The 25,688-nt window shown below is 69.9% G+C and carries 22 protein-coding genes; 19 read left to right on the top strand and 3 right to left on the bottom strand.

Annotation, left to right across the window (positions count from 1 at the left end):
* The 13 genes from SM757_RS31120 to SM757_RS31060 all read left to right on the top strand — a co-directional run.
* Positions 1–1,046, top strand: a 1,046-nt coding sequence (locus SM757_RS31120; protein WP_322468311.1) for a hypothetical protein, incomplete at its 5' end; no start/stop codon positions are given.
* On the top strand, positions 1,039–1,383 hold the full coding sequence (hypA, locus tag SM757_RS31115) for a hydrogenase maturation nickel metallochaperone HypA (protein WP_066338102.1): 345 nt from the start codon (positions 1,039–1,041) through the stop codon (positions 1,381–1,383). The genes SM757_RS31120 and hypA, both read left to right, overlap by 8 nt.
* A gap of 44 nt (positions 1,384–1,427) precedes the next feature.
* Complete coding sequence (gene hypB / locus SM757_RS31110) at positions 1,428–2,528, top strand: hydrogenase nickel incorporation protein HypB (RefSeq protein ID WP_322468310.1); 1,101 nt, start codon at positions 1,428–1,430, stop codon at positions 2,526–2,528.
* A gap of 20 nt (positions 2,529–2,548) precedes the next feature.
* The gene (locus tag SM757_RS31105) at positions 2,549–3,793 is read left to right on the top strand and encodes a Kae1-like domain-containing protein (RefSeq protein ID WP_322468309.1); all 1,245 of its coding nucleotides are present in this window, start codon (positions 2,549–2,551) and stop codon (positions 3,791–3,793) included.
* Positions 3,784–4,056: a HypC/HybG/HupF family hydrogenase formation chaperone gene (locus SM757_RS31100; RefSeq protein WP_322468308.1), complete on the top strand. Its 273-nt coding sequence runs from the start codon at positions 3,784–3,786 to the stop codon at positions 4,054–4,056. Before SM757_RS31105 ends, SM757_RS31100 begins: the two co-directional genes overlap by 10 nt.
* A gap of 11 nt (positions 4,057–4,067) precedes the next feature.
* Positions 4,068–5,225, top strand: a complete 1,158-nt coding sequence (gene hypD, locus SM757_RS31095; RefSeq protein WP_322468307.1) for a hydrogenase formation protein HypD — start codon at positions 4,068–4,070, stop codon at positions 5,223–5,225.
* A 29-nt stretch (positions 5,226–5,254) separates the two neighbouring features.
* Positions 5,255–6,319 carry a hydrogenase expression/formation protein HypE gene (gene hypE / locus SM757_RS31090; protein ID WP_322468306.1) on the top strand — a complete coding sequence of 355 codons (1,065 nt, stop codon included), beginning with the start codon at positions 5,255–5,257 and terminating at the stop codon, positions 6,317–6,319.
* Positions 6,320–6,775: 456 nt separating this feature from the next.
* Entirely contained in the window at positions 6,776–8,248 is a 1,473-nt protein-coding gene (locus tag SM757_RS31085; RefSeq protein WP_322468305.1) for a sigma-54-dependent transcriptional regulator, read from the top strand.
* Positions 8,245–9,255, top strand: a complete 1,011-nt coding sequence (locus SM757_RS31080) for an NADH-quinone oxidoreductase subunit B family protein (RefSeq protein WP_066338091.1) — start codon at positions 8,245–8,247, stop codon at positions 9,253–9,255. The genes SM757_RS31085 and SM757_RS31080 overlap by 4 nt, the downstream gene beginning before the upstream one ends.
* 10 nt (positions 9,256–9,265) lie before the next feature.
* Positions 9,266–10,720, top strand: coding sequence for a nickel-dependent hydrogenase large subunit (locus SM757_RS31075; RefSeq protein WP_066338088.1), 1,455 nt, complete (start codon positions 9,266–9,268; stop codon positions 10,718–10,720).
* A gap of 13 nt (positions 10,721–10,733) precedes the next feature.
* Positions 10,734–12,131, top strand: coding sequence for a sensor histidine kinase (locus tag SM757_RS31070; protein ID WP_322468304.1), 1,398 nt, complete (start codon positions 10,734–10,736; stop codon positions 12,129–12,131).
* A 278-nt stretch (positions 12,132–12,409) separates the two neighbouring features.
* On the top strand, positions 12,410–13,633 hold the full coding sequence (locus SM757_RS31065; protein ID WP_322468303.1) for an HD-GYP domain-containing protein: 1,224 nt from the start codon (positions 12,410–12,412) through the stop codon (positions 13,631–13,633).
* A gap of 37 nt (positions 13,634–13,670) precedes the next feature.
* Positions 13,671–14,222: a metal-dependent hydrolase gene (locus SM757_RS31060; protein WP_322468302.1), complete on the top strand. Its 552-nt coding sequence runs from the start codon at positions 13,671–13,673 to the stop codon at positions 14,220–14,222.
* A 222-nt stretch (positions 14,223–14,444) separates the two neighbouring features.
* On the opposite strand, the gene SM757_RS31055 is transcribed toward SM757_RS31060, so the two are convergent.
* Both SM757_RS31055 and SM757_RS31050 read right to left on the bottom strand, forming a co-directional pair.
* On the bottom strand, positions 14,445–14,939 hold the full coding sequence (locus SM757_RS31055; protein ID WP_322468301.1) for a hypothetical protein: 495 nt from the start codon (positions 14,937–14,939) through the stop codon (positions 14,445–14,447).
* A gap of 156 nt (positions 14,940–15,095) precedes the next feature.
* Positions 15,096–15,371, bottom strand: a complete 276-nt coding sequence (locus SM757_RS31050) for a hypothetical protein (RefSeq protein WP_322468300.1) — start codon at positions 15,369–15,371, stop codon at positions 15,096–15,098.
* Between the two features lie 7 nt (positions 15,372–15,378).
* Between SM757_RS31050 and SM757_RS31045 the strand changes: the two genes are divergently transcribed.
* The 4 genes from SM757_RS31045 to SM757_RS31030 all read left to right on the top strand — a co-directional run bounded on the left by SM757_RS31045 (position 15,379) and on the right by SM757_RS31030 (position 22,582).
* Complete coding sequence (locus tag SM757_RS31045) at positions 15,379–15,609, top strand: hypothetical protein (RefSeq protein ID WP_322468299.1); 231 nt, start codon at positions 15,379–15,381, stop codon at positions 15,607–15,609.
* A gap of 652 nt (positions 15,610–16,261) precedes the next feature.
* Entirely contained in the window at positions 16,262–17,392 is a 1,131-nt protein-coding gene (locus SM757_RS31040; RefSeq protein WP_322468298.1) for an alanine--glyoxylate aminotransferase family protein, read from the top strand.
* A gap of 58 nt (positions 17,393–17,450) precedes the next feature.
* Positions 17,451–18,659, top strand: a complete 1,209-nt coding sequence (locus SM757_RS31035; RefSeq protein WP_066338073.1) for a PAS domain-containing protein — start codon at positions 17,451–17,453, stop codon at positions 18,657–18,659.
* Positions 18,656–22,582, top strand: coding sequence for a PAS domain S-box protein (locus SM757_RS31030; protein ID WP_322468297.1), 3,927 nt, complete (start codon positions 18,656–18,658; stop codon positions 22,580–22,582). The genes SM757_RS31035 and SM757_RS31030 overlap by 4 nt, the downstream gene beginning before the upstream one ends.
* Positions 22,583–22,612: 30 nt before the next feature.
* Here the strand turns inward: SM757_RS31030 and SM757_RS31025 are convergent, their stop codons facing one another.
* Positions 22,613–23,512: a LysR substrate-binding domain-containing protein gene (locus SM757_RS31025; RefSeq protein ID WP_066338070.1), complete on the bottom strand. Its 900-nt coding sequence runs from the start codon at positions 23,510–23,512 to the stop codon at positions 22,613–22,615.
* 127 nt (positions 23,513–23,639) lie between these two features.
* Here SM757_RS31025 and SM757_RS31020 point away from each other — a divergent pair, with 127 nt between their 5' ends.
* Together SM757_RS31020 and SM757_RS31015 are read left to right on the top strand one after the other, a co-directional pair.
* Positions 23,640–24,389, top strand: a complete 750-nt coding sequence (locus tag SM757_RS31020) for an SDR family NAD(P)-dependent oxidoreductase (RefSeq protein ID WP_066338068.1) — start codon at positions 23,640–23,642, stop codon at positions 24,387–24,389.
* Between the two features lie 96 nt (positions 24,390–24,485).
* A complete protein-coding gene (locus tag SM757_RS31015) occupies positions 24,486–25,469 on the top strand; it encodes a TRAP transporter substrate-binding protein (protein ID WP_322468296.1) in 984 nt (327 codons plus the stop codon).
* Positions 25,470–25,688: the final 219 nt, after the last annotated feature.

Here is a 25,688-nt window from a genome sequence, read left to right as displayed (position 1 = left end):
ACATCCGGCGCCTGGGCGTGCGCCGCGCCGAACGGCTGGCCGTGGGCCGGCCCGCCGACGCCGCACCGGCGCTGCTGGGCACGCTGTTCACGCTGTGCGGGCACGCGCACGTGCTCACGGCGCGCCGCGCCGTCGACGCCGCGCGTGCCGCACCCGGCACCGAGCTGCCGTCGCCGCCGGAGGCGGACGCACGCACCCTGCAGTGGCGTACCGCGCAGGAGCAGGTGCGGCGGCTGCTGGTCGATGCACCGCCCGTGGTGGACCTGTCGCCGGCCACGCCGGTGGTGCTGCAGCGCTGCCCGCTGTGGCAGGGCGGCGGCGAGGTGTCGGCCGCGGCGCTGGCGCAGTGGCTGGCGTCGGACTTGCTGTCCATGCCCGTTGCGACCTGGCTGGCCGCCTGGGAGCGCGACGGCGAAGCCTGGCTGCGCGAGTGGTCCGTCACCGCGCGCAGCCCCGTGGCGCGGCTGTTGCGCCGGCTGTGGCCCTGGGCCTCGGCGCTGCGCCTGCCGCACCGCGCGCTGCGGCTGCACGCACGGGACGGCAGCGCCCTGGCGCTGGCCGCGCAACTGGCTGCCGATGCACCGTTGCAGGGCGCCGGCGGTGTGCCATATGCCACGGGCCCCTGGTGCCGGCAGCGCGATCGGGAAGCGGCCCGGGTTGACAATGCCTGGATGTTCTTCGCCAGCCGCCTGACTGACCTGGTTCGCCTCGCCAGCCCCGACGGCCCGGCCACCGGCGCGGGGCTGCTCGCCTGCGGCGCCGTCAACACGGGCGGGCGCACCGGCCTGGCCTGGACCGAGACCGCCCGCGGCCTGCTGGTGCACGCCGTGGCGCTGGACGAGGCCCACCGCGTGGCCGCCTGCCGCGTGGTCTCGCCCACCGACTGGAATTTCGACCCCCTGGGCCCCGCCGCCCGCGCGCTGCGCGACGTGCGTGACGCCGCACAGGACGCACGCGCCGTGCAGTCGCTGGTGCTGGCGCTGGACCCGTGCATGGGCTGGGAGGCGCAGGCGCGCCGGCAGGACCAGGAGACGGCACATGCATGAGGTCAGCCTGGCCGGGGGCATCCTGCGCATCGTGGAAGACGCCGCGCGGCGCGAGCGCTTCAGCCGCGTCTCCACGCTGCGCCTGGAGGCCGGGCGCTTTGCCGGCGTGGAGGTGCGGGCGCTGCGCTTCGCGCTGGAGACGCTGGCGCCGGGCACCTGCCTGGAAGGCGCGCGCATCGACATCACCGAACCGCCGGGCCGCGCCTGGTGCATGCGCTGCGGCGGGGAGGTGGAGCTTGAAGCCCGCGCCGACCCCTGCCCGGGCTGCGGCGGCCATCAACTGCAACCCACGGGCGGCACGGAGCTGCGCGTGGTGGACATGACGGTGCACGACTGAACGCGCCGCCATCGCCCAACCCCTGAGTACAAGGAGAACCCGTCATGTGTGTGGTCTGTGGATGCGCGGACAACGGTGCCGCCCCCGGCGGCCAGCCGGCCAGCCCCGCCGTGGCCGACGAGCGCGGCGACCTGCATTTCGGCGCCGGCGCGGCGCGGGTCTCTGTGCCCGGCATGTCGCAGGAGCGGGCCATCAAGATCGAGGCCGACGTGCTGGGCGAGAACAACCGCCTGGCCGCGCTCAACCGCGCGCATTTCAGGAGCCACGGCGTGACGGCGCTCAACCTCGTCTCCAGCCCCGGCTCCGGCAAGACCACGCTGCTGTGCGCCACCATCGCGCTGCTCAAGGCGCGCGAGCCGCGGCTGCAGGTGGCCGTGATCGAGGGCGACCAGCAGACCAGCTTCGACGCCGACCGCATCCGCGCCACCGGCGCCCCGGCCATCCAGGTCAACACGGGCAAGGGCTGCCACCTCGACGCGCAGATGGTGGCCGAAGCTTTCAAAAGGCTGCACACCCACGGCCATGCGCATGGGCATGAGCACGGGCATGCCCACGGGCACTCGCAGGGCCACGCGCACGATCACGACCATGGGCACGACGGCCATTCGCACGGCCACGACCACGCGCATGACCCTGGCCACGATCACGGCCATGCGCACGCTCACGCGCATGACCACGACCACGACCACGACCACGACCACGACCACGCGCAGCAACTGCTGCTCATAGAAAACGTGGGCAACCTGGTGTGCCCGGCCCTGTGGGACCTGGGCGAGGCCGCCAAGGTGGCGGTGCTGTCGGTGACCGAGGGCGAGGACAAGCCGCTGAAGTACCCCGACATGTTCGCCGCGGCGCAGCTCATGCTGATCAACAAGGTGGACCTGCTGCCCTACGTGAGCTTTGACGTGGAGCGCTGCATCGCCTACGCGCGCCGCGTGAACCCGGCCATCGAGGTGCTGCAGGTCTCGGCCACGCGCGGCGACGGCATGGACGCCTGGCTGCACTGGCTGCTGCACGCGGGCCAGGCGCCGAGCCCCGTGGCGGCGCCCACCGAGCGCGAGCTGGCGCTGCAGCAGCGCATTGCCGACCTGGAGCGCGAGCTGCAGAAGTGGCGCGCCGCGGCCGCCGCGGCCGCGCAAAGCTGAGCCCGCGCCCCGCACCCGCCATGGACACCGAGCTGAGGCTGCCGCTGCCCGCGCCGCGCCGGGTGCTGGCCGTGGGCGCCTGGCTCAAGAACGCCGCCTGCCGCGTGGACGGCACGCAGGTGCTGCTGAGCCCCGTCCACGGCGACCTGGACGACCCGGCGGCCTGCACGGCGCTGGAGGACTCGGTGCAGCGGCTGCTGGCGCTTGGGCCCGTGGACGCCGTGGCGCACGACCTGCACCCCGACTTCCACAGCACGCGGCTGGCGCAGGCCCTGGCCGCGCGCCTGGGCGTGCCGGCGCTGGCCGTGCAGCACCACCACGCGCACATCGCCGTGGTGCAGGCCGAGCAGGGCATCACCGGTGCGCTGGTGGGCCTGGCACTGGACGGCGTGGGCCTGGGCACCGACGGCCTGCCCTGGGGCGGCGAGCTGCTGTGGGTGCGGGGCGCGCAATGGCGCCGCCTGGGCCACCTGCAGCCGCTGGCGCTGCCCGGCGGCGACGCGGCCGCGCGCGAGCCCTGGCGGCTGGCCGCCGCGGTGCTGCACGCGCTTGGGCGCGGGCCGGACATCCCGGCGCGGCTGGGCACGGCCGTGGGCGAGGGCGCGGCGCGCATGGTGGCGGCCATGCTGGCGCGGCACCTGAACTGCCCGGAGTCCACCAGTGCCGGGCGCTGGTTCGACGCGGCGGCGGGGCTGCTGGGCCTGTCGGTGCGCCAGGCCGCGGAGGCCGAGGCCGCCATCGCGCTGGAGCGGCTGGCCGCGCAGACCATGGCCACGCAGCCCGCGCTGGTGGAGACGCTGGCCCACATCCCGCTCACCGAGGTGCTGCCGGACGGCACGCTGTCGCTGCTGCCGCTGCTGGAGTGCGTGTCCGCCCTGGGCGACGCGGGGCAGACCGGCGAGGCCGCCGCGCTGTTCCACGTGCAACTGGCCGACGCCATGGCCGGCTGGGCCTGGCAGGCCGCGCGCGACCACGGCGCCGCGCAGGTGGCGCTGGGCGGCGGCTGCTTCTTCAACCGCTCGATGAGCACGCGGCTGCAGCTCGCGCTGGACGCCATGCGGCTGCCCGTGCTGCGCCCGCAGCTCGTGAGCTGCGGCGACGCCGGCCTGGCCCTGGGCCAGGCCTGGGCCGCCGCGCTGCGGCTGGCCGAGGAGGAGGGCCAGGGCGATGGCGCCCGGGACGCCCCCTGCGCTGCGGCCGCAGCTTCATCCAACGACAACCCCGACCACCGCCAACCCCCGACGGAGACTTCCCCATGTGCCTAGCTTTACCGGCCCGCGTGGTCAGCCTGACCGAGGGCGGCACGGACGCCGTGGTGGACCTCGGCGGCGTGCGCAAGCGCATTTCCATCGCCCTGGTGCCACACGCCCGGGAGGGCGACTACGTGATCGTCCACGTCGGCCACGCCATAGGGATGATCGATCCCGAGGAGGCCGAGCGCACCCTGGCCCTGTTCGGCGAGCTGGCCGCGCTGGACGCGGCGGACGCCGCCGCCGTGGCCGCGCCCACTTCCACCACCGGCGCCTGAGCCGCACCGCCATGAAGTACATCGACGAGTTCCGCGACGGCGCCATCGCGCAGAAGATCGCCGCCCGCCTGGCCACCGAGGCCGACCCGCAGCGCAGCTACGCCTTCATGGAGTTCTGCGGCGGGCACACGCACGCCATCTCGCGCTACGGCGTGACGGAGCTGCTGCCGCCCAACGTGCGCATGGTCCACGGCCCGGGCTGCCCGGTATGCGTGCTGCCCATTGGGCGCATCGACCTGGCCATCCAGCTGGCGCTGGAGCGCGGCGCCATCGTCTGCACCTATGGCGACACCATGCGCGTGCCGGCCTCGCCCGGCGCGGCCGCGGGCGAGCCGCTGTCGCTCATGCGCGCCAAGGCGCGCGGCGGCGACATCCGCATGGTCTATTCCGCCGCCGACGCGCTGCAGGTGGCGCGCGCCAACCCGGCGCGCGAGGTGGTGTTCCTGGCCATCGGCTTCGAAACGACCACGCCGCCCACGGCGCTGGCCATACGCCAGGCGGCCCAGGAGGACCTGCCCAACTTCAGCGTGCTGTGCTGCCACGTGCTCACGCCCGCGGCGATCACGCACATCCTGAACTCGCCGGAAGTCAAGGACTGGCGCACCGTGCCGCTGGACGGCTTCGTGGGCCCGGCGCACGTGAGCATCGTCATCGGCTCGGCGCCGTATGAAGGTTTCGCGCGCGACTACCGCAAGCCCGTGGTGATCGCCGGCTTCGAGCCGCTGGACGTGATGCAGGCCGTGCTGATGCTGATGCGCCAGGTCAACGAGGGCCGCGCCGAGGTGGAAAACGAGTTCAGCCGCGCCGTCACGCGCCAGGGCAACGCCGCGGCGCAGGCCGTGGTGGCCGAGGTGTTCGAGCTGCGCGAGAGCTTCGAGTGGCGCGGCTTGGGCGAGGTGCCGGTGAGCGCCTTGAAGATCAAGCCGGCTTTCGAGCGCTTCGACGCCGAGGCGCGCTTTGGCCTGACCTACCGTGCCGTGGCCGACCACAAGCAGTGCGCCTGCGGCGAGATCCTGCGCGGCGTGAAGCGGCCCACCGACTGCAAGCTCTTCGGCACGGTGTGCACGCCGGAGAGCCCGATGGGGTCGTGCATGGTGTCCTCCGAAGGCGCGTGCGCGGCGCATTACTCGTATGGGCGCTTCCGGGACATCCCGGTCGTGGCCGCCTGACGTTTCACAAGAACAAGCTGCAAGCCGTCATGAGCACGATCAAGAAGGACTACGTCCGCCCGCTCAACGTGAAAACCGGGCGCGTGGACATGAACCATGGCGCCGGCGGGCGGGCCTCCACGCAACTGATCGAGGAGATTTTTCTCCCGGCCTTCGACAACCCCTTCCTGCGCCAGGGCCACGACGGCGCGGCGCTGCCGCTGCCCGCGGCCGGCCGCCTGGTGGTGGCCACGGACGCGCACGTCATCTCGCCGCTGTTCTTCCCCGGCGGCGACATCGGGTGCTTGAGCGTGCACGGCACCGTGAACGACGTGGCCATGAACGGCGCGATGCCGCTGTACCTGACGGCCAGCTTCATCCTGGAAGAAGGCTTTCCGCTGGCGGACTTGAAGCGCATTGCCGACTCCATGGGCGCGGCCGCGCGCGAGGCGGGCGTGGCCATCGTCACCGGCGACACCAAGGTGGTGGAGCAGGGCAAGGGCGACGGCGTCTTCATCTCCACCACGGGCGTGGGCGTGGCGGCGCCGGGGGTGGACACGTGCGGCGCCAACGCGCGGCCGGGGGACGTGGTGCTGGTGTCCGGGACGGTGGGCGAGCACGGCGTGGCGGTGCTGTCGCAGCGCGAGTCGCTGGCGTTCGAGACGGCCATCGTCTCCGACACCGCCGCGCTCAACGGGCTGGTCGCCGCCCTGCTGGCGGCGCTGCCGGGACGCGAGGGCGACCTGCACGTGCTGCGCGACCCCACGCGCGGCGGGCTGGCGACCACGCTCAACGAGATCGCGCGCCAGTCCGGCGTGGGCATGCTGCTGCAGGAGGCCGACATCCCCGTGCTGCCGCAGGTGGACGCGGCCTGCGAGCTGCTTGGGCTGGACCCGCTGTACGTGGCCAACGAAGGCAAGCTGGTGTGCATCTGCGCGCCTGACGTGGCGGACGCGGTGCTGGCGGCGATGCGCGCGCATCCGCGCGGCGTGGGGGCGGCGCGCATAGGCACCGTCACCGAAGACCCGCACCGCTTCGTGCAGATGGCGACCAGGCTGGGCGGGCGCCGGGTGGTGGATTGGTTGAGCGGGGAGCAGTTGCCGCGGATTTGTTGAGGGATGGGCTTGGCGTCGCAGATGCCGCTGGCAGGAAGTGCCGTTGGCATGAGGTGCCGTTCGCAAAGGGTGCTGTTCGCATCCCGTAAGCCAGGCCGCTTCGCACCCTTGTTCGTCATTCCCGCGAAGGCGGGAATCCAGGCGGCCCCACGCCGGAGCGCAGAGACACGCAGGAATGCCGGGGATGGCACCTGGGTACGCCCGCCTGTGAGCTTGCGGCCGACTTGGGGACCGCCTGGATTCCCGCCTTCGCGGGAATGACGAAGCAGTGGGGCAACGGAGCGGCTGGCGGCTGGCGGCTGGCGGCCCAGGCTCACACCCACCCTGGCACCTCGCCCAAGCAACTTCGTGCAGCCGTCACGAATTTCTGCCCACCGCCCGCCCCCTTCATGCCGCCAACACTTGCCGGGGGAAAATCCCCCGCTTCGCCTGCGTCAGCCCAGCAGTGAAAACGCCATGAACCTTCCTGACCTGCTGCCCGTGGTGCTCGTCGTCGATGACGAGGCGCGCTCGCGCGAGGCGATGCGGCGCACGCTGGACGAGGAGTTCCGCATCCTCGAAGCACCGCACGCCGAGGACGCCCGCGCACAGATGGAGCGCCACGACGTGGACGTGATCCTATGCGACCAGCGCATGCCCGGCCTCAGCGGCGTGGACTTCCTCAAGGAGGCGCGCCAGCGCTGGCCGGAGTCGGTGCGCATCATCGTGAGCGGCTACACCGACAGCGAGGACATCATCACCGGCCTCAACGAGGCGGGCATCCACCAGTACGTGCTCAAGCCCTGGGTGCCGGACGCGCTGCTGGCCACCGTGCGCGCCGCCGTGGAGACGCGCACGCTGCAGCGCAGCCTGCAGCGGCTGGACGTGGACATGCGCACCGCCACGCCCGTGCTGCGCCAGCGCCGCAGCGAGGCGCTGGCCAAGGCGCGCGCGGTGTTCGACTTCGACCGCATAGAGCGCGCCCCGGGCAGCCCGCTGGACGGCATCTGCGCCATGGCCGAGCGCATGGCGCGCTACGACCTGCCGGTGCTGGTGCTGGGCGAGTCGGGCACCGGCAAGGAGCTGCTGGCCCGCGCCATCCACTACGCCAGCCCGCGCGCGGCCGCGCCCTTCGTCATGGAGAACTGCGCCGCCATCGCCGACACGCTGCTGGAAAGCGAGCTCTTCGGCCACAAGCGCGGCGCCTTCACCGGCGCCTACGACGACCACCCCGGCCTCTTCCAGCGCGCGCACGGCGGGACGATCTTCCTGGACGAGATAGGCGACACCTCGCCGGCCTTCCAGGTGAAGCTGCTGCGCGTGCTGCAGGAGGGCGAGGTGCGGCCCGTGGGCTCGGCCACGCCGGTGCCGGTGGACGTGCGCGTGGTGGCCGCCACGCACCGCGACCTGGAGGCCGAGGTGCGCGCCGGGCGCTTCCGCGAAGACCTGTACTACCGCGTCGCCGGCGTGACGCTGTCCATGCCGGCGCTGCGCGAGCGCGTGGCCGACATCCCGCCCATCGCACGGCGGCTGCTGCACGACGTCGGCTTGGAGCTGGGCCGCCAGGGCCTGTCGTTTGCCGACGATGCCACGCCGGTGCTCATGGGCTACCCCTGGCCGGGCAACATCCGCGAGCTGCGCAACGAGATACGCCGCGCCGCGGCGCTGAGCGACGGCGAGGTGGTGCCCGCGCGCCACTTCTCGCTCAAGGTGCTGCACGGCCAGGCCGGCGTGAGCACGGCGGCGGGCAAGGGCCATGGCGGCAACGGCGTGGCGCTGCCGGCCTCCGGCACGCTGGCGCAGCGGCTGGAGGCGGTGGAAGCCATGCTGCTGCGCGAGGTGATGCTGCGGCTGCGCTGGAACAAGACACACGCGGCGCGGGAGCTGGGCCTCTCCCGCGTGGGCCTGCGGGCCAAGCTGCTGCGCTACGGGCTGGAGGACAAATCATGAACCGCGAACCCTTCAACGTCCTGTGGCTGCAGTCCGGCGGCTGCGGCGGCTGCAGCATGTCGCTGCTGTGCGCGGACACGACCGACTTCCACGCCATGCTGCGCGGCGCGGGCATCAAGCTGCTGTGGCACCCCTCGCTGTCGCTGGAAAGCGGCCACGAGGTGCGCAAGCTGCTGGACGACTGCGTGGAGGGCCGCGTGCGCGTGGATGCGCTGTGCGTGGAAGGGGCGCTGCTGCGCGGGCCCAACGGCACGGGGCGCTTTCACCACCTGGCCGGCACGCAGGTGCCCATGATCGCCTGGGTGCGCCGCCTGGCCGGCGTGGCGCGCCACGTGGTGGCCATAGGCAGTTGCGCGGCCTGGGGCGGGGTGTCGGCCGGCGACCCCAACCCCACCGAGGCCTGCGGGCTGCAGTACGAGGACGAGCACGCGGGCGGGCTGCTGGGCGCGGAGTTCCGCTCGGCCAGCGGGCTGCCGGTGGTCAACGTGGCGGGCTGCCCAACGCACCCGGGCTGGGTGCTGGACACGCTCATGGCGCTGGCCGAGGGGCTGCTGTCGGCCGCCGAGCTGGACCCGCTCAACCGCCCGCGCTTCTACGCCGACCAGCTCGTCCACCACGGCTGCACGCGCAACGAGTACTACGAGTTCAAGGCCAGTGCCGAGAAGCCCAGCGACCTGGGCTGCATGATGGAACACATGGGCTGCAAGGGCACGCAGGCCCATGCCGACTGCAACACGCGGCTGTGGAACGGCGAGGGCTCGTGCACGCGCGGCGGCTACGCCTGCGTGAGCTGCACGGAGCCGGGCTTCCAGGAGCCGCACCACCCCTTCCACGTCACGCCCAAGGTGGCGGGCATCCCCATCGGCCTGCCCACGGACATGCCCAAGGCCTGGTTCGTGGCGCTGGCCTCCCTGTCCAAGAGCGCCACGCCCAAGCGCGTGAAGCACAACGCGGTGGCCGACCGCATCGTGGTGCCGCCGGCCGTGCGGCGCACGCGGCTGAAATGAGACCCGCAGCATGAGCAGACTGATCGTCGGCCCCTTCAACCGCGTCGAGGGCGACCTGGAGGTGCAACTGGAGCTGGGCGAGGGCGCCGTGAAGGCCGCGTGGGTGAACGCGCCCATGTACCGCGGCTTCGAGCAGATGCTCCCGGGGCGCGACCCGCTGGACGCGCTGGTGATCGTCCCGCGGCTGTGCGGCATCTGCTCGGTGTCGCAGTCGGTGGCCGCGGCGCGGGCGCTGGCGGCGCTCAGCGGCGCGGTGCCGCCGCCCAACGGGCAGATCGCGCACAACCTGATGCTGGCCACCGAGAACCTGGCCGACCACCTCACGCACTTCTACCTGTTCTTCATGCCGGACTTCACCCGCGCCGTGTACGCGCGCCAGCCCTGGCATGCCGAGACGCTGCGGCGCTTCGAGGCGCACGCGGGCGAGCACGGGCGCCGCGCCATCGCCGCGCGCCAGCGCTGGTTCACGCTGCTGGGCACGCTGGGCGGCAAGTGGCCGCACACGCACGCGCTGCACCCGGGCGGCGTGACGCGGCCGGTGGACGCCTCGGAGCGGCTGCGGCTGCTGGCCAAGGTGCGGGAGTTCCGGCAGTTCCTGGAAACCACGCTCTTCGGCGCGCCGCTGGAGGAGGTGGCGGCGCTGCCCGGCGAAGCCGCGCTGCGCGCCTGGCTGGAGGCCGGGGACCGGGGCGACTTCGGCCTGTTCCTGCGCATCGCCGAGGCGCTTGGGCTGGACACGCTGGGGCCGGGGCCGGGGCGTTTTCTCAGCTACGGCGCCTTCCCGCAGCCGGACGGGCTGCTCACCGTGCCGCGCGGCGTGTGGGACGCCGAGGCGCGCGCGCTGCTGCCGCTGGACCTGGACGCCATCACCGAGGACGCCACCCATGCCTGGCTGGACGACCGCGGCGGTGCGCTGCACCCGCGCGACGGCCAGACGCTGCCGGACGCCGACAAAGCAGGCGCCTACACCTGGAACAAGGCGCCGCGCCTGGCCGGGCAGGTGGTGGAGTGCGGCGCCGTGGCGCGGCAGCTCGCCGCCAACCAGCCCCTGGTGGTGGACGCCGTGCGCCGCTGCGGCGGCAGCGTGTACACGCGGGTGCTGGCGCGGCTGATGGAGCTTGCGCGCGTGGTGCCGCTGATGGAGGACTGGCTGCGCGCGCTGCGCCCCGGCGAGGCCTGGCACGAGCCGGTGCAGATGCCCGAGGGCGGCGTGGGCGTGGGCCTGGTGGAGGCCGCGCGCGGCAGCCTGGGGCACTGGCTGCGCGTGGAGCGCGGGCGCATCGCGCGCTACCAGATCGTGGCGCCCACCTCCTGGAACTTCTCCCCGCGCGACGCCGCGGGCACGCCGGGTGCGCTGGAAGCGGCCCTGGCGGGCACGCCGGTGCGCCCCGGAGAGGCCACGCCCGTGGCGGTGCAGCACGTGGTGCGATCCTTCGACCCGTGCATGGTGTGCACGGTGCACTGAGTTTTTCCAAGCGATGAGCGAAAGCAGCAGCCGTACCCCCCGTTCCTCCCCGCTGGACGACCCCCAGCGCCGCCGCCTGCTGGGCGACGAGGCGCGGCTGGAGGGCGTGGAGGAGGACACGTGGATAGACGTCATCCAGAAGATGGACGAGGTCTATTCGCAACTGCTGCGCGACGAGGTGGCGCTGGAGGAGAAGAACGCGCAACTGGAGCAGTCGCAGCAGTTCATCTTCAGCCTGCTGTCGGCCATGAGCGACGTGCTGGTGGCTTGCGACCACCGCGGCGTCATCGAGGAGACCAATGCCGCGCTGCGCGAGCTCATAGGCCGCAGCGACGCCGACCTGCACGGCACCAGCGTCTATGCGCTGCTGGCGGGCGAGGCGGCGGTGGCGCGCATGCGCGGCGTCGTGGAGCTGCGGGCGCTGCCGCGGGTGGCGGACACGGTGGAAGTGGAGCTGCTGGACGCGCAGGGCCGCGCCGTGCCGGTGGATTTCAACTGCTCGCCGCGGGTGGACGGCAGCGGGCGGCGCGTGGGCACGGTGCTGGTAGGGCGGCCCATGGCCGAGATCAAGCGCGCCTACCGCGAGCTGCGCGAGGCGCACGAGGCGCTCAAGCGCACGCAGCAGCAGTTGCTTCACTCCGAGAAGCTGGCGTCGCTTGGGCGGCTGGTGGCCGGCGTGGCGCACGAGCTGAACAACCCCATCAGCTTCGTGTTGGGCAACGTGAACGCGCTGCAGCGCTACGGGCAGCGGCTTTCCCAATACCTGGAGGCCGTGCACGGGCAGGAGGACGCGGCGACGCTGGCGTCGCTGCGGCGCTCGCTGCGCATCGACCACTTGCTGGCGGATTTGCCGTCCCTGATTGCCGGCATGCTCGAAGGCGCGCAGCGCACGGCGGACATCGTGCAGGGCCTCAAACGCTTCTCGGCCGTGGACCGCGAGGAGCACGTGGCGGTGGATTTGAACGCCGTCATCCAGCGCGCTATCCACTGGGTATGCAAAGGCACGGCACAGGATTTCCACGTCACGTTCTCACCGGCCCCTGGCGAATGCACGGTGCTGGGCAGCACGGGCCAATTGATGCAGGTGGTGATGAACCTGATTCAAAACGCCTACGACGCGGCCTCCGGCGTGGCAGAAAACAAGCCGGCCCTGGCAATTCGAAGCGAAATCAACGGCGGCAAGGTCAAGGTTTATTTTCAGGACAATGGGCCGGGGATTCCCGAGAACGTTTTATCCCGGGTATTTGATCCCTTCTTCACCACGAAACCCGTGGGCAAGGGCACGGGGCTTGGGCTTTCCATCAGTTATGGCATCGTGGAGAGGCACGCCGGAAAACTGAGCGCGGGCCGGTGCCCCGGCGGCGGGGCGGTGTTCGAGTTGGAATTGCCATTGAAAACTCCTAGCGTTTGAGCAGGCAAAAAACACCTGGAATCGGCAACTGCCTCGCCACTTTGCCTACATTGACGGCCTCATTCAAAAGGCCCAGTATTGGCACGCAATGGCCTTTTGCGTGAAATATGCACTTCTTTTGAGTTTGATTGCAGAATACATCTGCAGCTTGGCTCTTCGCAAGCCCATTACTGCTCAGTACACTTTACTTCATTGATCCGCTTGTGCCTGGCCGGCAGCCGCAACACCGTTTGCGGGTGGCGCCTGTATTTTGTGCAAAAGCAGTTTTCATTTCAGCAGTGACCCTGATTCGATTATCGCCAGAGCATTTACAGCCACAGCCGGAGCTGCCGTTTGATTTGTATGACGAGCACCACCAGTTGCTCGTGGCTGCCAAGCAGCCTCTGGACCATCAGGTAGTACAAGCCAGGCTGCACGCACGCCTGGGCTTTTATGCGGAATCCCAGGCCGTGGAGGAGTGGCGACGTCGTCTGGCCACGGCGACGGACGAATTGTCGCAGCGCGACATGCCGCCGAAGATCGTCAGGGCCCGGCCGATTTCGGTTCCCGTCCAGTCCTTCACCAAGCCGGGAGACGAATGGGAAAATCTCACGCACGCGCTTGAAGCAGTATTGCGCGACGCCAGTGCCAACAAGCCCTGGCTGGAGCCATTGAATTACGTGATGGCACGAGCGCGAGGGCAAGCGACGCTCAAACCGGACGAGGCGCTGTTCCACTTCATTTATGAAGGCCAGTATTACACCGATGAATACAGCAGCCACCAGGCCTTGCGCTGCATGCTGATTGCAGGCGAGGTGGCGCGGCACTTGGAATGGGATGATGCCCTTCTGGATTTACTGGACCGCTCGGCCTTGACCATGAATGTGGCCATGCGCCGGCTGCAAAATACCTTGGCGCAGGAACGCAGCGGCCCCTTGGATGCCGCCACGCAAGCATCGATAGCGCGCCACGCCGCCGACGGGGCCCGCATATTGGAGGAAAGCGGCGTCGCGGATGCCGAGTGGATCGAGGCCGTGCGCCACCACCATGATGAAACCCTGGAGCAAATTCCCGTGGCCCAGCGCCGGCCCGGGCAGCGCGTGGCCGTGCTGCTGCGCCGGGTGGATATTTACGGTGCCAAGCTCAGCCGGCGTGCCGACCGTGCGCCGGCAACGGCCATGCAGGCCGCGCGGGAAGTTTGCTTGGGCGCCAATGGCCGGCTGGACCGAATGGGCGCCGCGCTGCTCAAGGCCATGGGTCTGTATCCGCCAGGCAGTTTCGTGAAGCTGGAAAATCGGGAAATTGCCCTGGTACTGGCGCGTGGCATCAGGCAGGCCAATCACCCCAAAGTGGCCGTGGTGATCAACGCGAAAGGCATGCCCTTACCCGACCCGCGGCCGCGCGACACGGCCCAGCCGGGATATGCCGTGCGCAGCGCAATTTCCCCCGCCAAAATGCTGATGAAATTGCCGCGCGACCGCGTGCAGGCGCTGCACGAGACGCTGCGCTCGATGCAACCATAAGGCGAGACGGGCGGGCGGAACGGGCGAATAAAAGCCCGTGATAAACTGCAAGGCTTGCAGTTGTAAATTTTCAGTTTTGGCTTCTCAACGAGCGCATGAATTGACGGGCTGGGCGGCGGGCATCGCGGCTGCGGCCTGGGTGATTCGCCAGGGAGCGGTCGGTCCCTACCATTTATGGATGCTGGCCACCGTGATCGCCGGCTACTTCGGCGGCACGGCTCCGGACTGGCTGGAGCAGATTCCCTGGCGCAAGAACAAGCGCTGGTGCACACACCGGACCATCACGCACTGGGTGCCCGGGTGGGTGGCCCTGCTGTATGCCGCCAATGCAGGCCTGGGCACCTACTGGTTTTGCGCACCCCTGTTTGGTTTCGCCGCCGGCGGCCTGATACACCTGCTCATAGACTGGCCCAATCCCTTGGGCGTCCCCATTTTGTGGTCGCGCCACTCCTTGAAGCTGTGGAAATCCGGGCACGCCGATTCCTTCGTGGTCGCCGTATGCTGGTTTGCGGCGATCTGGATCGCAGATAAATTATTGTTCGGCTCACTGCATTTTTATCGGGCGCTTGCGTTTTTCGATTGGTCCTAGCATGCCGGCCAGCGCCACCACCCGCACTGTGCCGACGCATCTGTCATCACGCGCTCACTTTCAGACACTCTAGGAAAGCGGGCGCGCCAAACAAAAATCAGGGCGCACCCGACTTGGGCCAATAGCTGATTATTTCCGCCTGCGTCCCGAGAACGGCGCATCCGGGTTGAGAACCGGCCCACCATTCATCGTATAGGTAAATGTCCCGGCCATGGCCACGCCTCAATCCGAGACATATCCCTCATATATCTGGACCGGACCGCCTTCACCCTCGACGTAGCGGGTAAATATAATGCGCAGACTGGTCGGACAATACACACCCACAATGGGATTGACGTCCAGCGCATTGAGTATTCCGGTGATTCTTCTACAACGGGAAGAATTGCTTTCCTGCTGTATCGTCAGCGTCCCTTCAACGTTGTTCGAAATAAAATCCCATGTCCCGGAAATGTTCCAAGGCCAAAAGGAAGGAAAAACGACCTGAGGCACGGGCGCCGCAGCCGGATTCTCTTGGGCCGCCGCATTTTGCGGCCAGGACATGATGAGAGGCAGTGCCGTGGCCACAGCGGTCAGAGACGATCGCATAAATTCCATGGCAATCTCCTGAAGATGTTGCTGCATCAGGGACGAAATCAGCATCTCCGTCCGACGCACATCGTGGGCCGGCGAACGATGCTTGTTTTGCGATTTATCAACTCCAGAAACCTGTCCCGACACGTGCCGGCTACTGGCCGTGAGTATTACGCCCAATAATTTCCGCAACGACCTCATCCAAAAATTGATATTTATCAAAGAAAATTTCAAATCCGGAACTAGCTTGTATTGAGCGCAGTTCAAATCGAGCCAAGCCCGACCGGACTGCGCCATCCAGATTTAATTACGGGGGAATTCTTCGCAACCAAACCGAGGAGTTGTCATGTTCAATGGAAAAATGCTTTCCAGCACCGTGGCATTGGCATCAACGATGCTGCTGCAGGGCGCCATGCAATCTGCAAACGCCCAAGCCGCAGTCCCAGACCCGTCCGCGGCATCCACGGCGGAAGCATCGTCTTTCAATATATCGGGCACATGGCGCTTCTTTTCTTGAGACGTATTGATGAGACTGAGGCTGTACCAGGAGCCCAGCAAGCTGCGCTGCAAGCGGTTCACCGGATTCTTGGACCAAACCACCGATGACAGCAATATCGTGGGCATCTACTGCCCATCCAGCCTGCGCATCTATTTCGGACGTTACAAGGTCGGAGAAACAGCCCCCTTCCAAATGCACGAAGGCTACGTCAACGGCGGGTCGGGCAAATATATGGCCGGAAGCTTCTTTTACTGGGGAAATGAAGGGCCGGAAGGCATCACGACGAACTCATTCATGGGCGAGCGCATTTCGCCGTAAAACCAACGGCATCGTGCCTTTCTTGCTTGAACGCAGCAAGGCGGCGGCATCAACCGCCTCTGCGCTCAACAGCCCTTTGACGAATCGGTTATCGAACTTCGCAAGCAAAACATTGTTCCGTCAATACCGATCACGTCGGACCCAACCAGCCTCGCAATCGATTGCGACGGGGTTTCAGTGTGTCGACGACTGCGCCACCAGGCTCGCGCAGCACCCCGACGCGCCACGGTCCGTCCGGCAGCGCTTGGAAATTCAACGGCCAATCCCGTCGCTGCCATGCGTGCGGGCCGGCACCGCGGGTTTCACACCCGCGTGAGCGGTTGTTGTCCGGGCACGCCTGGAACCTGTGAATCCCGTCTTGCCGGCAAGCAGGAAAATGGCCGCGAATGCCCTGGTGTCCGTGCCGGCATGGCTCCAGTGCCGAATCAGCGCGCCTTGCGTGCCATCGCCCCAGGCGGTGGGCATTTCATCCGGAAATGGCCCTGCCTCGGGAAATCAGGGCCGCCATGGGGCAGCCGTTGCTCGCCTTGGGCAAACGCCAGCCTTGCGCTGCCGCAAGCACGCCGCCATGCCGTCCACCCGGCCGCCGGCAGGCCAGTAAGCATCAGTTAAGCTGCCGCGTACCCCCTGTAGCCACAAGAAGGAGACCGCCATGCCCGCCCTGTTGCCCGACGTGGACCCTGACGGCCTGCTGGAATATTCGGTCGTCTATACCGACCGCGCCCTGAACCACATGTCCGCCCGCTTCCAGGGCGTGATGCGCGACATCTCCGCCATCCTGCGCGAGGCCTACGGCGCTGCGGCCGTGGCCATCGTCCCCGGCAGCGGCAGCTACGGCATGGAAGCCGTGGCGCGCCAATTTGCCACCGGCCAGCAGGTGCTCGTCATCCGCAACGGCTGGTTCAGCTTCCGCTGGAGCCAGCTTCTGGACATGGGCGGCATTCCCGCCGCCACCACGGTGCTGCAGGCGCGCCGCCAGGGCGACGGTGCCCAGTCGCCCTACGCGCCGGCGCCCCTTGAGGAAGTCGTCGCCGCCATCGAGCGCGACAAGCCCGCCGTGGTGTTCGCCCCGCACGTGGAGACGGCCGCGGGCCTGGTGCTGCCGCACGGTTACCTGCGCGCCGTGGGCGAGGCGGTGCGCCGCGTGGGCGGCCTGTTCGTCCTGGACTGCATCGCCTCCGGCGCCGTGTGGGTGGACATGCGCGAGTGCGCGGTGGACGTGCTCATCAGCGCGCCGCAAAAGGGCTGGAGCGGCTCGCCCTGCGCCGCCTTCGTCATGTTGGGCGAGCGCGCGGCCGAGCGCATAGGCGCCACCACCTCCACCAGCTTCGCCTGCGACCTCAAGAAGTGGCTGCAGATCATGCAGACCTACGAGGGCGGCGGCCATGCCTACCACGCCACGCTGCCCACCGACGCGCTGCAGCGCACCCTTGACGCCATGCGCGAAACCCAGCGCCTGGGCTTCAGCAAGCTGCGCGAGGCGCAGTGGGCGCTGGGCGCGGGCGTGCGCGCCATGCTGGAGCGCCGCGGCTTTCCCAGCGTGGCGGCCGACGGCTTCCAGGCACCGGGCGTGGTGGTGAGCTACACCACCGACGCCGAGCTGAGCAGCGGGCGCAAGCTGCTGCTGCAGGGCGTGCAGATCGCCGCGGGCGTGCCGCTGCAGTGCGGCGAGGGACCGGAATTCAAGACCTTCCGCGTGGGCCTGTTCGGCCTGGACAAGCTGCAGGACGTGGACGGCGCCGTGAGCCGGCTGGAGCACGCCTTCGACGCCGCGCTCGCCTGAGCCTCCTTCGCTCCTGGGCCGCCGCCCCGGCGGCCCGCTCGCGCCCGCGAAATACATCTTGCTGAAGCCTTCCGCCTTCTCGCAGTTCCCGCAGGCGCAAGCCGAGTACCGCCAGGCCCGGCGCCGGGGCGACCGCCTCGTGCTGGCCTACGTCGGCGTCTCGGTGCTATGGATTTTGCTGTCCGACCGCGCCGTGGAGTGGCTCATTGCCGACGGCGGCGTGCGCGCGGCCGTGGGCACGGCCAAGGGCTGGCTGTTCGTGGCCGTCACGGCCGCGCTGCTGCTGGCGATGCTGCGGCGCTGGACGGCGGCGCAGCTCGCGCAGCGCGAGCGCGAGCTGGCCAACCGGCACTTGCTGGAAGTCATCGCCGAGAACTCCTCCGACGCCATCACGGCCAAGGACCGCGAAGGCCGCTTCATCTTCTGCAACCCCGCCGCGTTGCGCTGGCTGGGCAAGGAGGCCGGCCAGACGATAGGCCATGACGAGCACGAGATCTTCAGCGCCGAGCAGGCGCAGGCGCTGCAGTCGATGGACCGCGCCATCCTGGCCGACGCGCGCACGCGCGCGAGCGAGCTGGAGATCGACACGGTGCAGGGCCGGCGCGTCTTTCTCACCACGCGCGGCCCGCTGCGCGGGGCCGACGGCTCGGTGGCGGGCGTCTTCGGCATCTCGCGCGACATCACCGAGCGCAAGCGCGCGGAGGAGACGCTGCACGACCGCGAGCACAAGCTGCGCGCCATCGTCACGCACTCCCCCTCGTGCCTCTCGCTCAAGGACCGCGAGGGCCGCTACGTGCTGGCCAACCCCAACCTGCAGCGCCAGCTCGGCTTGGGCGAGGGCGACATCGTCGGCCGCACCGATGCCGACCTCTACCCGCCGGACGTGGCCGCCGCGCTGCGCGCCAACGACGCGCTCGTCCTGGGCACGCGGCAGCGCCACATGCTGGAAGAGACGGTGCCCGTGGACGGGCAGCCGCGGCTGTTCATGAGCCACATGTTTCCCGTGGTGGATGAGGTGGGCACGGCACGCTACGTGTGCCGCATCGCGCTGGACGTCACCGAGCGGCGCCGTGCCGAGCAGGCGCTGACCGCGCGCAACGAGGAGCTGGAGCGCTTCAACCGCGTCATGGTCGGCCGTGAGCTGGAGATGGTCGAGCTCAAGCGCCAGGTCAACGCGCTGTCGCGCGCGCTGGGCCGCCAGCCGCCCTATCCGCTGGCGTTCGACCAGGACGGCGGTCCGCCGCAGCCCGCGGCGGGGGCCCAATGACCACGGCCGCCACGATGGCGCACGCCGCCGCGCGTGGGCGCCGGCTGACGCTGCCCGTGTTCCTGGCGCGGCTGGTGTGGTGGTGCCTGCTGCCGCTGACGCTGGTGTCGGCCTGGCTGGCCTGGGACCGCGTGCACAGCGTCGAGCTGCGCAGCGAGGACGAGGCGCGCCACCAGGCGCGCAACTTCGCCGCCGCCGTGGACCATGTGCTGGCCGCGCGCATCGCCGCGCTGCAGATGCTGGCGCGCTCGCCGCAGTTGCGCGAGGCCCCGCAGTGGCAAGGGCTGTACCAGTCGGCGCAAGGCTTCCGCGAGAGCTTTGGCGCCCATGTGATCCTGGCCGACGGCACGCTGCGCATGGTGTTCAACACCAGCACGCCGCTGGGCACGGTGCTGCCGCCGCTGCCACAGCCCAAGGGCAGGGCGGCGGCCCCGGCGGCGCTGGACAGCGGCACGCCCGCGGTGGGCGACGTGGTGACCGGCCCCGTGCTGCGCAAGCCGCTGGTGGGCATCGCCGTGCCCGCACCGCGCGCCGACGGCACACCCATGGTGCTGCTGGCCATGACGGAAACGGCCGAGCTGCAGCGCCAGCTCGACCGGGTGCAGTTGCCCGGGGACTGGTCCATCGCGCTGCTGGACAGCTTGGGCACGCCCATCGCCCGCCGCTCGCCCGCGGGCGTGGACCTGCGCGAGGCCGCGCGCTTCGGCTCGGCCCCCACGCTGGCGCCCTGGCAGGTGGTGGTGGAGATTCCGCGCAGCGTCTATCGCGCGCGTTGGGCGCGGGCCGCCGGCAGCGTGGTGGCCGCCATCGTCGCGGCCACGCTGATGGGCGCGTTGGGCGGGCTGCTGGCCGGGCGGCGCCTGGCGCGCGCGGTGGCGGCGCTGGCGCTGCCCCGGCCGCAGCGCGCCCGCGCCGCAGACGACATCGCCGAGATCGCCGCCGTGCGCAACCTGCTGGAAGAGGCCACGCAGGGCCGGCGCCAGGCGGAGCTCGACCTCTCGGCCAGCGAGCAGCGCTTCCAGGCCACTTTCGAGCAGGCGGCGGTGGGCATCGCGCTGGTGGCGCCTGACGGGCGCTGGATGCGCGTGAACCACAAGCTCTGCGATATCGTCGGCTACAGCGACCAGGAGATGTTGGCGCTGACCTTCCAGGACATCACCCACCCCGACGACCTGGACGCCGACCTGAGCGAGGTGCGCCGCATGCTCGCGCGCGAGATCACCACCTACGCCATGGAAAAGCGCTACATCCGCAAGGACGGCGCCCCGGTGTGGATCAACCTGACCGTGTCGCTGACCTGGCAGGCCGACGGCAGCCCCGACTGCTTCATCGCCGTGGTGGAGGACATCCAGGCGCGCAAGCAGGCCGAGCTGGCGCTGCGCGCCAGCGAGCAGCGGCTGCAGCTCTTCATCGAGCATGCGCCGGTGGCCATGGCCATGTTCGACCGCGGCATGCGCTACATGGCCGTGAGCCGCACCTGGGTGGACATGTACAGGCTGCAGCGCCAGCTGCCCCTGGTGGGGCGCTGGCACTACGACGTGTTTCCCGAGCTGCCGCAGCAGTGGAAGAACGTGCACCAGCGCGCGCTGGCCGGCGAGGTGCAGTCCTCGGACGCCGACCTGTTCGAGCGCCTGGACGGCAGCCGGCAGTGGGTGCGCTGGTCGGTCCGGCCCTGGTACCAGGGCGACGGCGGCGTGGGCGGCCTGGTGATCTTCACCGAGGACATCACGCAGCGCGTGCTGGCCGAGCAGGCGCTGCGCGAGCAGCAGGCGCAGGCGCTGGAGGACCAGCGCAACGCCCGCCTGGCCGCGCTCAACCTGATGGAAGACGCCGTGGCCGCCCGCGGCCGCGCCGAGCAGGCCAACCAGGCCCTGCGCGAAAGCCAGGCCCAGTTGCGCAAGCTCGCGCAGGCGGTGGAGCAGGGCAGCGAGGCCATCATCATCACGGACACCGAAGGCCGCATCGAGTACGTCAACGAGGCCTTCACCCGCCAAAGCGGCTACGCGCGCAACGAGGTGCTTGGGCGCAATCCGCGGCTGCTGCAGTCCGGGCGCACGGCGGTGGAGAGCTTTGCCGCGCTGTGGCGGGCGCTGCGCGCGGGCCAGCCGTGGAAGGGCAGCTTCGTCAACCGCCGGCGCGACGGCAGCGAGTACATCGAGTCCGCGGTGGTCACGCCGCTGCGCGGCGAGGACGGAAACATCACCCACTACGTCTCGGTGCAGGAGGACGTGACCGAGAAGACCCGCATGGCCCAGGAGCTGGACGCACACCGCCACCACCTGGAGGAGCTGGTCAGACAGCGCACGGCGCAGCTCGACCAGGCGCTGGCCGCGGCCGAGACGGCCAGCCGCGCCAAGAGTGCCTTCCTGGCCAACATGAGCCACGAGATCCGCACGCCCATGAACGCCATCCTGGGCCTGACGCACCTGCTCGGCCGCGAAGCGCCCACGCCGCAGCAGGCGGCGCGGCTGGGCAAGATAGAAGGCGCGGCGCGGCACCTGCTGTCCATCATCAACGACATCCTGGACCTCTCGAAGATAGAGGCCGGCAAGCTGCAACTGGACGAGCGCGACTTCTCGCCGCACGCCCTGCTGGACCACGTGCGCTCCATCGTGGGCGACGCCGCCGCGGCCAAGGGCCTGAGCATCCTCATAGACGCCGACCACGTGCCGCCCTGGCTGCGCGGCGACGACACGCGCGTGCGCCAGGCGCTGCTCAACTACGCGGGCAACGCGGTGAAGTTCACGGCACAGGGGCAGGTGACGCTGCGCGCGCAACTGCTGCGCGAGGACGGGCAGCGGCGGCTGCTGCGCTTCGAGGTGCAGGACACGGGCGTGGGCATCCCGGCCGAGCAGTTGCCGCGCCTGTTCGAGGCGTTCGAGCAGGCCGACATCTCCACCACGCGCCGGCACGGCGGCACGGGGCTGGGACTGGCCATCACGCGGCGGCTGGCGGCGCTCATGGGCGGCGAGGCCGGCGCACGCAGCACGCCGGGGCAGGGCAGCGTCTTCTGGTTCACGGCCTGGCTCAGCCGCGGCGAGCCGCTGCGCGCGGGGGCCCCGGCCATGGCGCAGGCCGAGGCCGAATTGCGGCTGCACCACGCCGGCGCGCGGCTGCTGCTGGCCGAGGACAACGCCGTCAACCGCGAGGTGGCGCTGGAGCTGCTGCGCGGCGCGGGGCTGGAAGTGGACGTGGCCGAGAACGGCCTTACCGCACTGGAGCAGTTGCAGCACCGGCACTACGACCTGGTGCTCATGGACGTGCAGATGCCGGAGATGGACGGCCTGGAGGCCACGCGCGCGCTGCGCCGGCGCCCCGAGCTGGCCGCGCTGCCCGTGCTGGCCATGACGGCCAACGCCTTCGACGACGACCGCGCCGCCTGCCTGGCCGCGGGCATGAACGACTTCGTGGCCAAGCCCGTGGACCCGGAAGGCCTGTACGCCACGCTGCTGAAGTGGCTGCCCGGCGCCCGCGAGCTCGCGCCGCCCACGGTGCTGCCGCCCTCCACGGCGGCGCTGCAGACGCCGCCCGCGGCGGCGCCGCAGGCACAGGGCGACCTGCTGGCGCGGCTGGCGCTGCACCCGGGCGTGGACGTGGCCGCGGGCCTGTCCAACCTGCCGGGCATGGAAGACCGCTACGAGTCGCTGCTGCGCCTCTTCGCCGAGCACCACAGGCAAGACGCCGCCAAGCTCAGCGGGCACTTGGCGCGCGGCGAGCTGCGCGAGGCCACGCTGCTGGCGCATTCGCTCAAGAGCGTGGCGCTGACCCTGGGCGCCACCGAGCTGGCCGCCATCGCCCGCGCCCTGGAAAGCCGCCTGCGCGAAGGCGCGCCGGCCAGCGACGACGCCGTGCAGCGCCACGCCGCCGACCTCGCCCGCACGCTACCGCCGCTGGTGCAGCTCATCCGCGACGCGCGGGCCTGAGCCCGCACCGGCACGGCCCCGGCGCGGCCCTCAGGCCGCCGCCGGGCTGCCCGCCACGCGGCGCACCCAGTCGACGAAGCTCACCACTTCGCTGCGCTGCGCGTGGCGCGCGGGATAGACCAGGAAATGCGCCTGCACGGGCAGGAAGCAGCCCTCGTCCTCGAACACCGGGCGCAGCCGGCCCGCGCGCAGGTGCACTTCGCCAATGGACGTGCTCTCCAGCGCCACGCCCAAACCCTGCACCGCCGCGTCCATGGCCATGAAGGCGCGGTCGAACCGGTAGGCGTAGCCGGCGGGCGCATAGGCCAGGCCGCGGCTGCCGAACCAGTCCGGCCACTGCACCACGCTCACCGTGGACTGGATCAGCGGCACCTGCATCAGCTCCTCGGCCGTGCGTATGCGATGGCGCGCTATGAAGTCCGGCGAGGCCAGCGGCATGATCTTCTCGTCGAAGATGGGCAGCACCGTGAGGTGCGGCCAGTTGGGCACGCCGTAGCGGATGTCGATGTCCGCCTGGCCCACGGTGAAGTCCGAGTGCACCACCGACGAAGACATGGACAGCGAGATGCCCGGGTAGGCCTTGGCGAAGTCGGTGAGCCGCGGCATCAGCCACAGGCTGGCGAAGCTGGGCGTGGAATGCACGTGCAGCGTGTTGCGCACGCCCTTGCGCACGTTGTCGGTGGCCGCGCCGATGGCCGCCAGCGCCCCGGAGATGCGCCGCAGGTAGTCCTCGCCCGCGTCGGTGAGCTCCACGTTGCGCGCCGTGCGCTCGAACAGGCGCACGCCCAGGAACTCCTCCAGCTTGGCGATCTGGTGGCTGATGGCCGAGGGCGTGAGGTGCAGCTCGTTGGCCGCCACGGTGAAGTTGCGCCGGCGGGCCACGGCCTCGAAGGCAATGAGGCTGGACAGCGGCGGAAAAGACGTTCTCATGGGCGCATATCCGGACAAACCCAAAGATGAAGAGACATCAACCTTCATTGAAATCATATCGTTTGTCTTCAACCAGGGTGCTTTCCACAATCCACTCCATCGCAAACGACACACCCCGGAGACAGACATGCTGCTTGCAGACAAGGTTGCCCTCATCACCGGCGGCGCCGGCCTCAACGGGCTGGGTTTCGCCACCGCGCGCTGCATGGCCGAGCACGGCGCGCGCGTGGTCGTCATGGACCTGGCGGCAGCCGACCCGGCCGCCGCGGCGGCGCAATTGGGCGACCACCACATGGGCGTGCAAGCCAGCGTCACCGACAAGGCCGCGGTGGATGCCGCGGTGGCCCAAGTGCTGGAGCGTTACGGACGCATCGACATCCTGGTGAACAACGCCGGCATCACGCAGCCGCGCAAGACCGTGGACATCAGCCCGTCGGACTACGACGCCGTGCTGGACGTGAGCCTGCGCGGCACGCTGCTGGTGTCGCAGGCGGTGCTGCCGGCGATGCAGGCGCAAAAGAGCGGCTCCATCATCTGCATCTCCTCCGTCAGCGCGCAGCGCGGCGGCGGCATCCTGGGCGGCCCGCACTACTCGGCGGCCAAGGCCGGCGTGCTGGGCCTGGCGCGCGCCATGGCGCGCGAGTTCGCCATCGAGGGCATACGGGTGAACTGCATCACGCCGGGCCTGATAGGCACCGACATCCTCAAGGGCAAGCTCACCGAGGAGCGCAAGGCCGAGATCGCCGAGACCATTCCCATGGGCCGGCTGGGCCACCCCAGCGACATCGCCGGCGCTTGCGTCTTCCTCGGCAGCGAGCTTTCGGCGTACTGCACGGGCGTCACGCTGGACGTCAACGGCGGCATGCTCATCCACTGAGACGAACCGCCGCTTCCCGCGGCAGCGGCGTGCTTACGCCGCCCTACATTCCAGCCCCATTGAATCGCCGCACAGACGGCAACCAGGAGACAAACCATGAAGCGCAGACTCTTCTCTGCCGCCGGCTTCGCGCTGGCCGCCACGCTGGCGCTGCCCGCCTTGGCCCAGAACGTCAAGCTCACCCTGGGCCACGGCGCCGCGCCGGGTAACCCGCGCCACGAAGCGGCGGTGAAATTCGCCGAGATCGTCAAGGCCAAGACCCATGGCCGCATCGAGATCCAGGTGGCGCACTCGGCCCAATTGGGCGACGACGCGGCCATGGTGACCGCGCTGCGGTCGGGCACCCTGGACCTGTCGGCCAACAGCCAGGGCGCGCTGTCCACGGTGATCCCGGAATACGCCGCGCTTGGCCTGCCCTTCCTGTTCTCCGACATGCAAAAGGCCTGGGCGCTACTGGACGGCCCGGTGGGCGAGGAGTTGGCCAAGCGCACGGCCGCCAAGGGCATGGTGGTGCTGGGCTACTGGGACAACGGCATCCGCCACATCACCAACAACAAGCGGCCCATCAAGGTGCCCGCCGACGTCAAGGGCCTGAAGCTGCGCACGCCGCCGGACGCGATGACGGTGGACATCGTCCAGGCGCTGGGTGGCGACGCACAGCAGATCAAGTTCGCCGAGCTGTACGTGGCGCTGCAGCAGGGCGTGGTGGACGGGCAGGAGAACCCGCTGGCCAACATCGCCTCGGCCAAGCTGTACGAGGTGCAGAAGTACCTCTCGCTCACCGGGCACAAGTACGAGTCCAACCCCTTCCTGATGGGCAAGCGCTCGTGGGACAAGCTCAGCCCCGCCGACCAGCAGGTGTTCAAGGAGGCCGCGGCTGAAGCGACCAGGCTGCAGCGCAAGCTCTCCAAGGACGCCAACGAGAAGCTGGTGGCCGAGCTCAAGGGCAAGGGCGTGCAGGTGGACACGGTGGACCGCAAGGCCTTCGTGGACGCCACGCGTCCGGTCTACGACAAGTGGGCCGCCAGCCCCTCCGGCGACTTCTTCAAGCGCGTGATTCAGCAGGCGCAGGCGCAGTAAGCCTCGCGCCCGCCCAAGGGCAGCCCGACGCCTGACCGCTTCGCCGTACAGACCCGGTGAGGCCTGGCCCTGCGCGTTGCGGCTGCAACCGCCCACTTCGCCCGTGCTGCCTACGCGGGCCCATGGAGACCCTCCATGCCTTTCCTCCACCTTCTGGACCGCTGCATAGGCCTGGCCTGCCGCGGCGTGCTGTACGTCACGCTCAGCGTGGTCTTCGTG

Origin of the sequence: Azohydromonas lata, assembly GCF_034427735.1 — a bacterium.
Lineage (GTDB): Bacteria > Pseudomonadota > Gammaproteobacteria > Burkholderiales > Burkholderiaceae_C > Azohydromonas > Azohydromonas lata.
The sequence above is the reverse complement of the archived record's forward strand: the minus strand, read 5'-3'. Positions and strand labels throughout refer to the sequence as shown.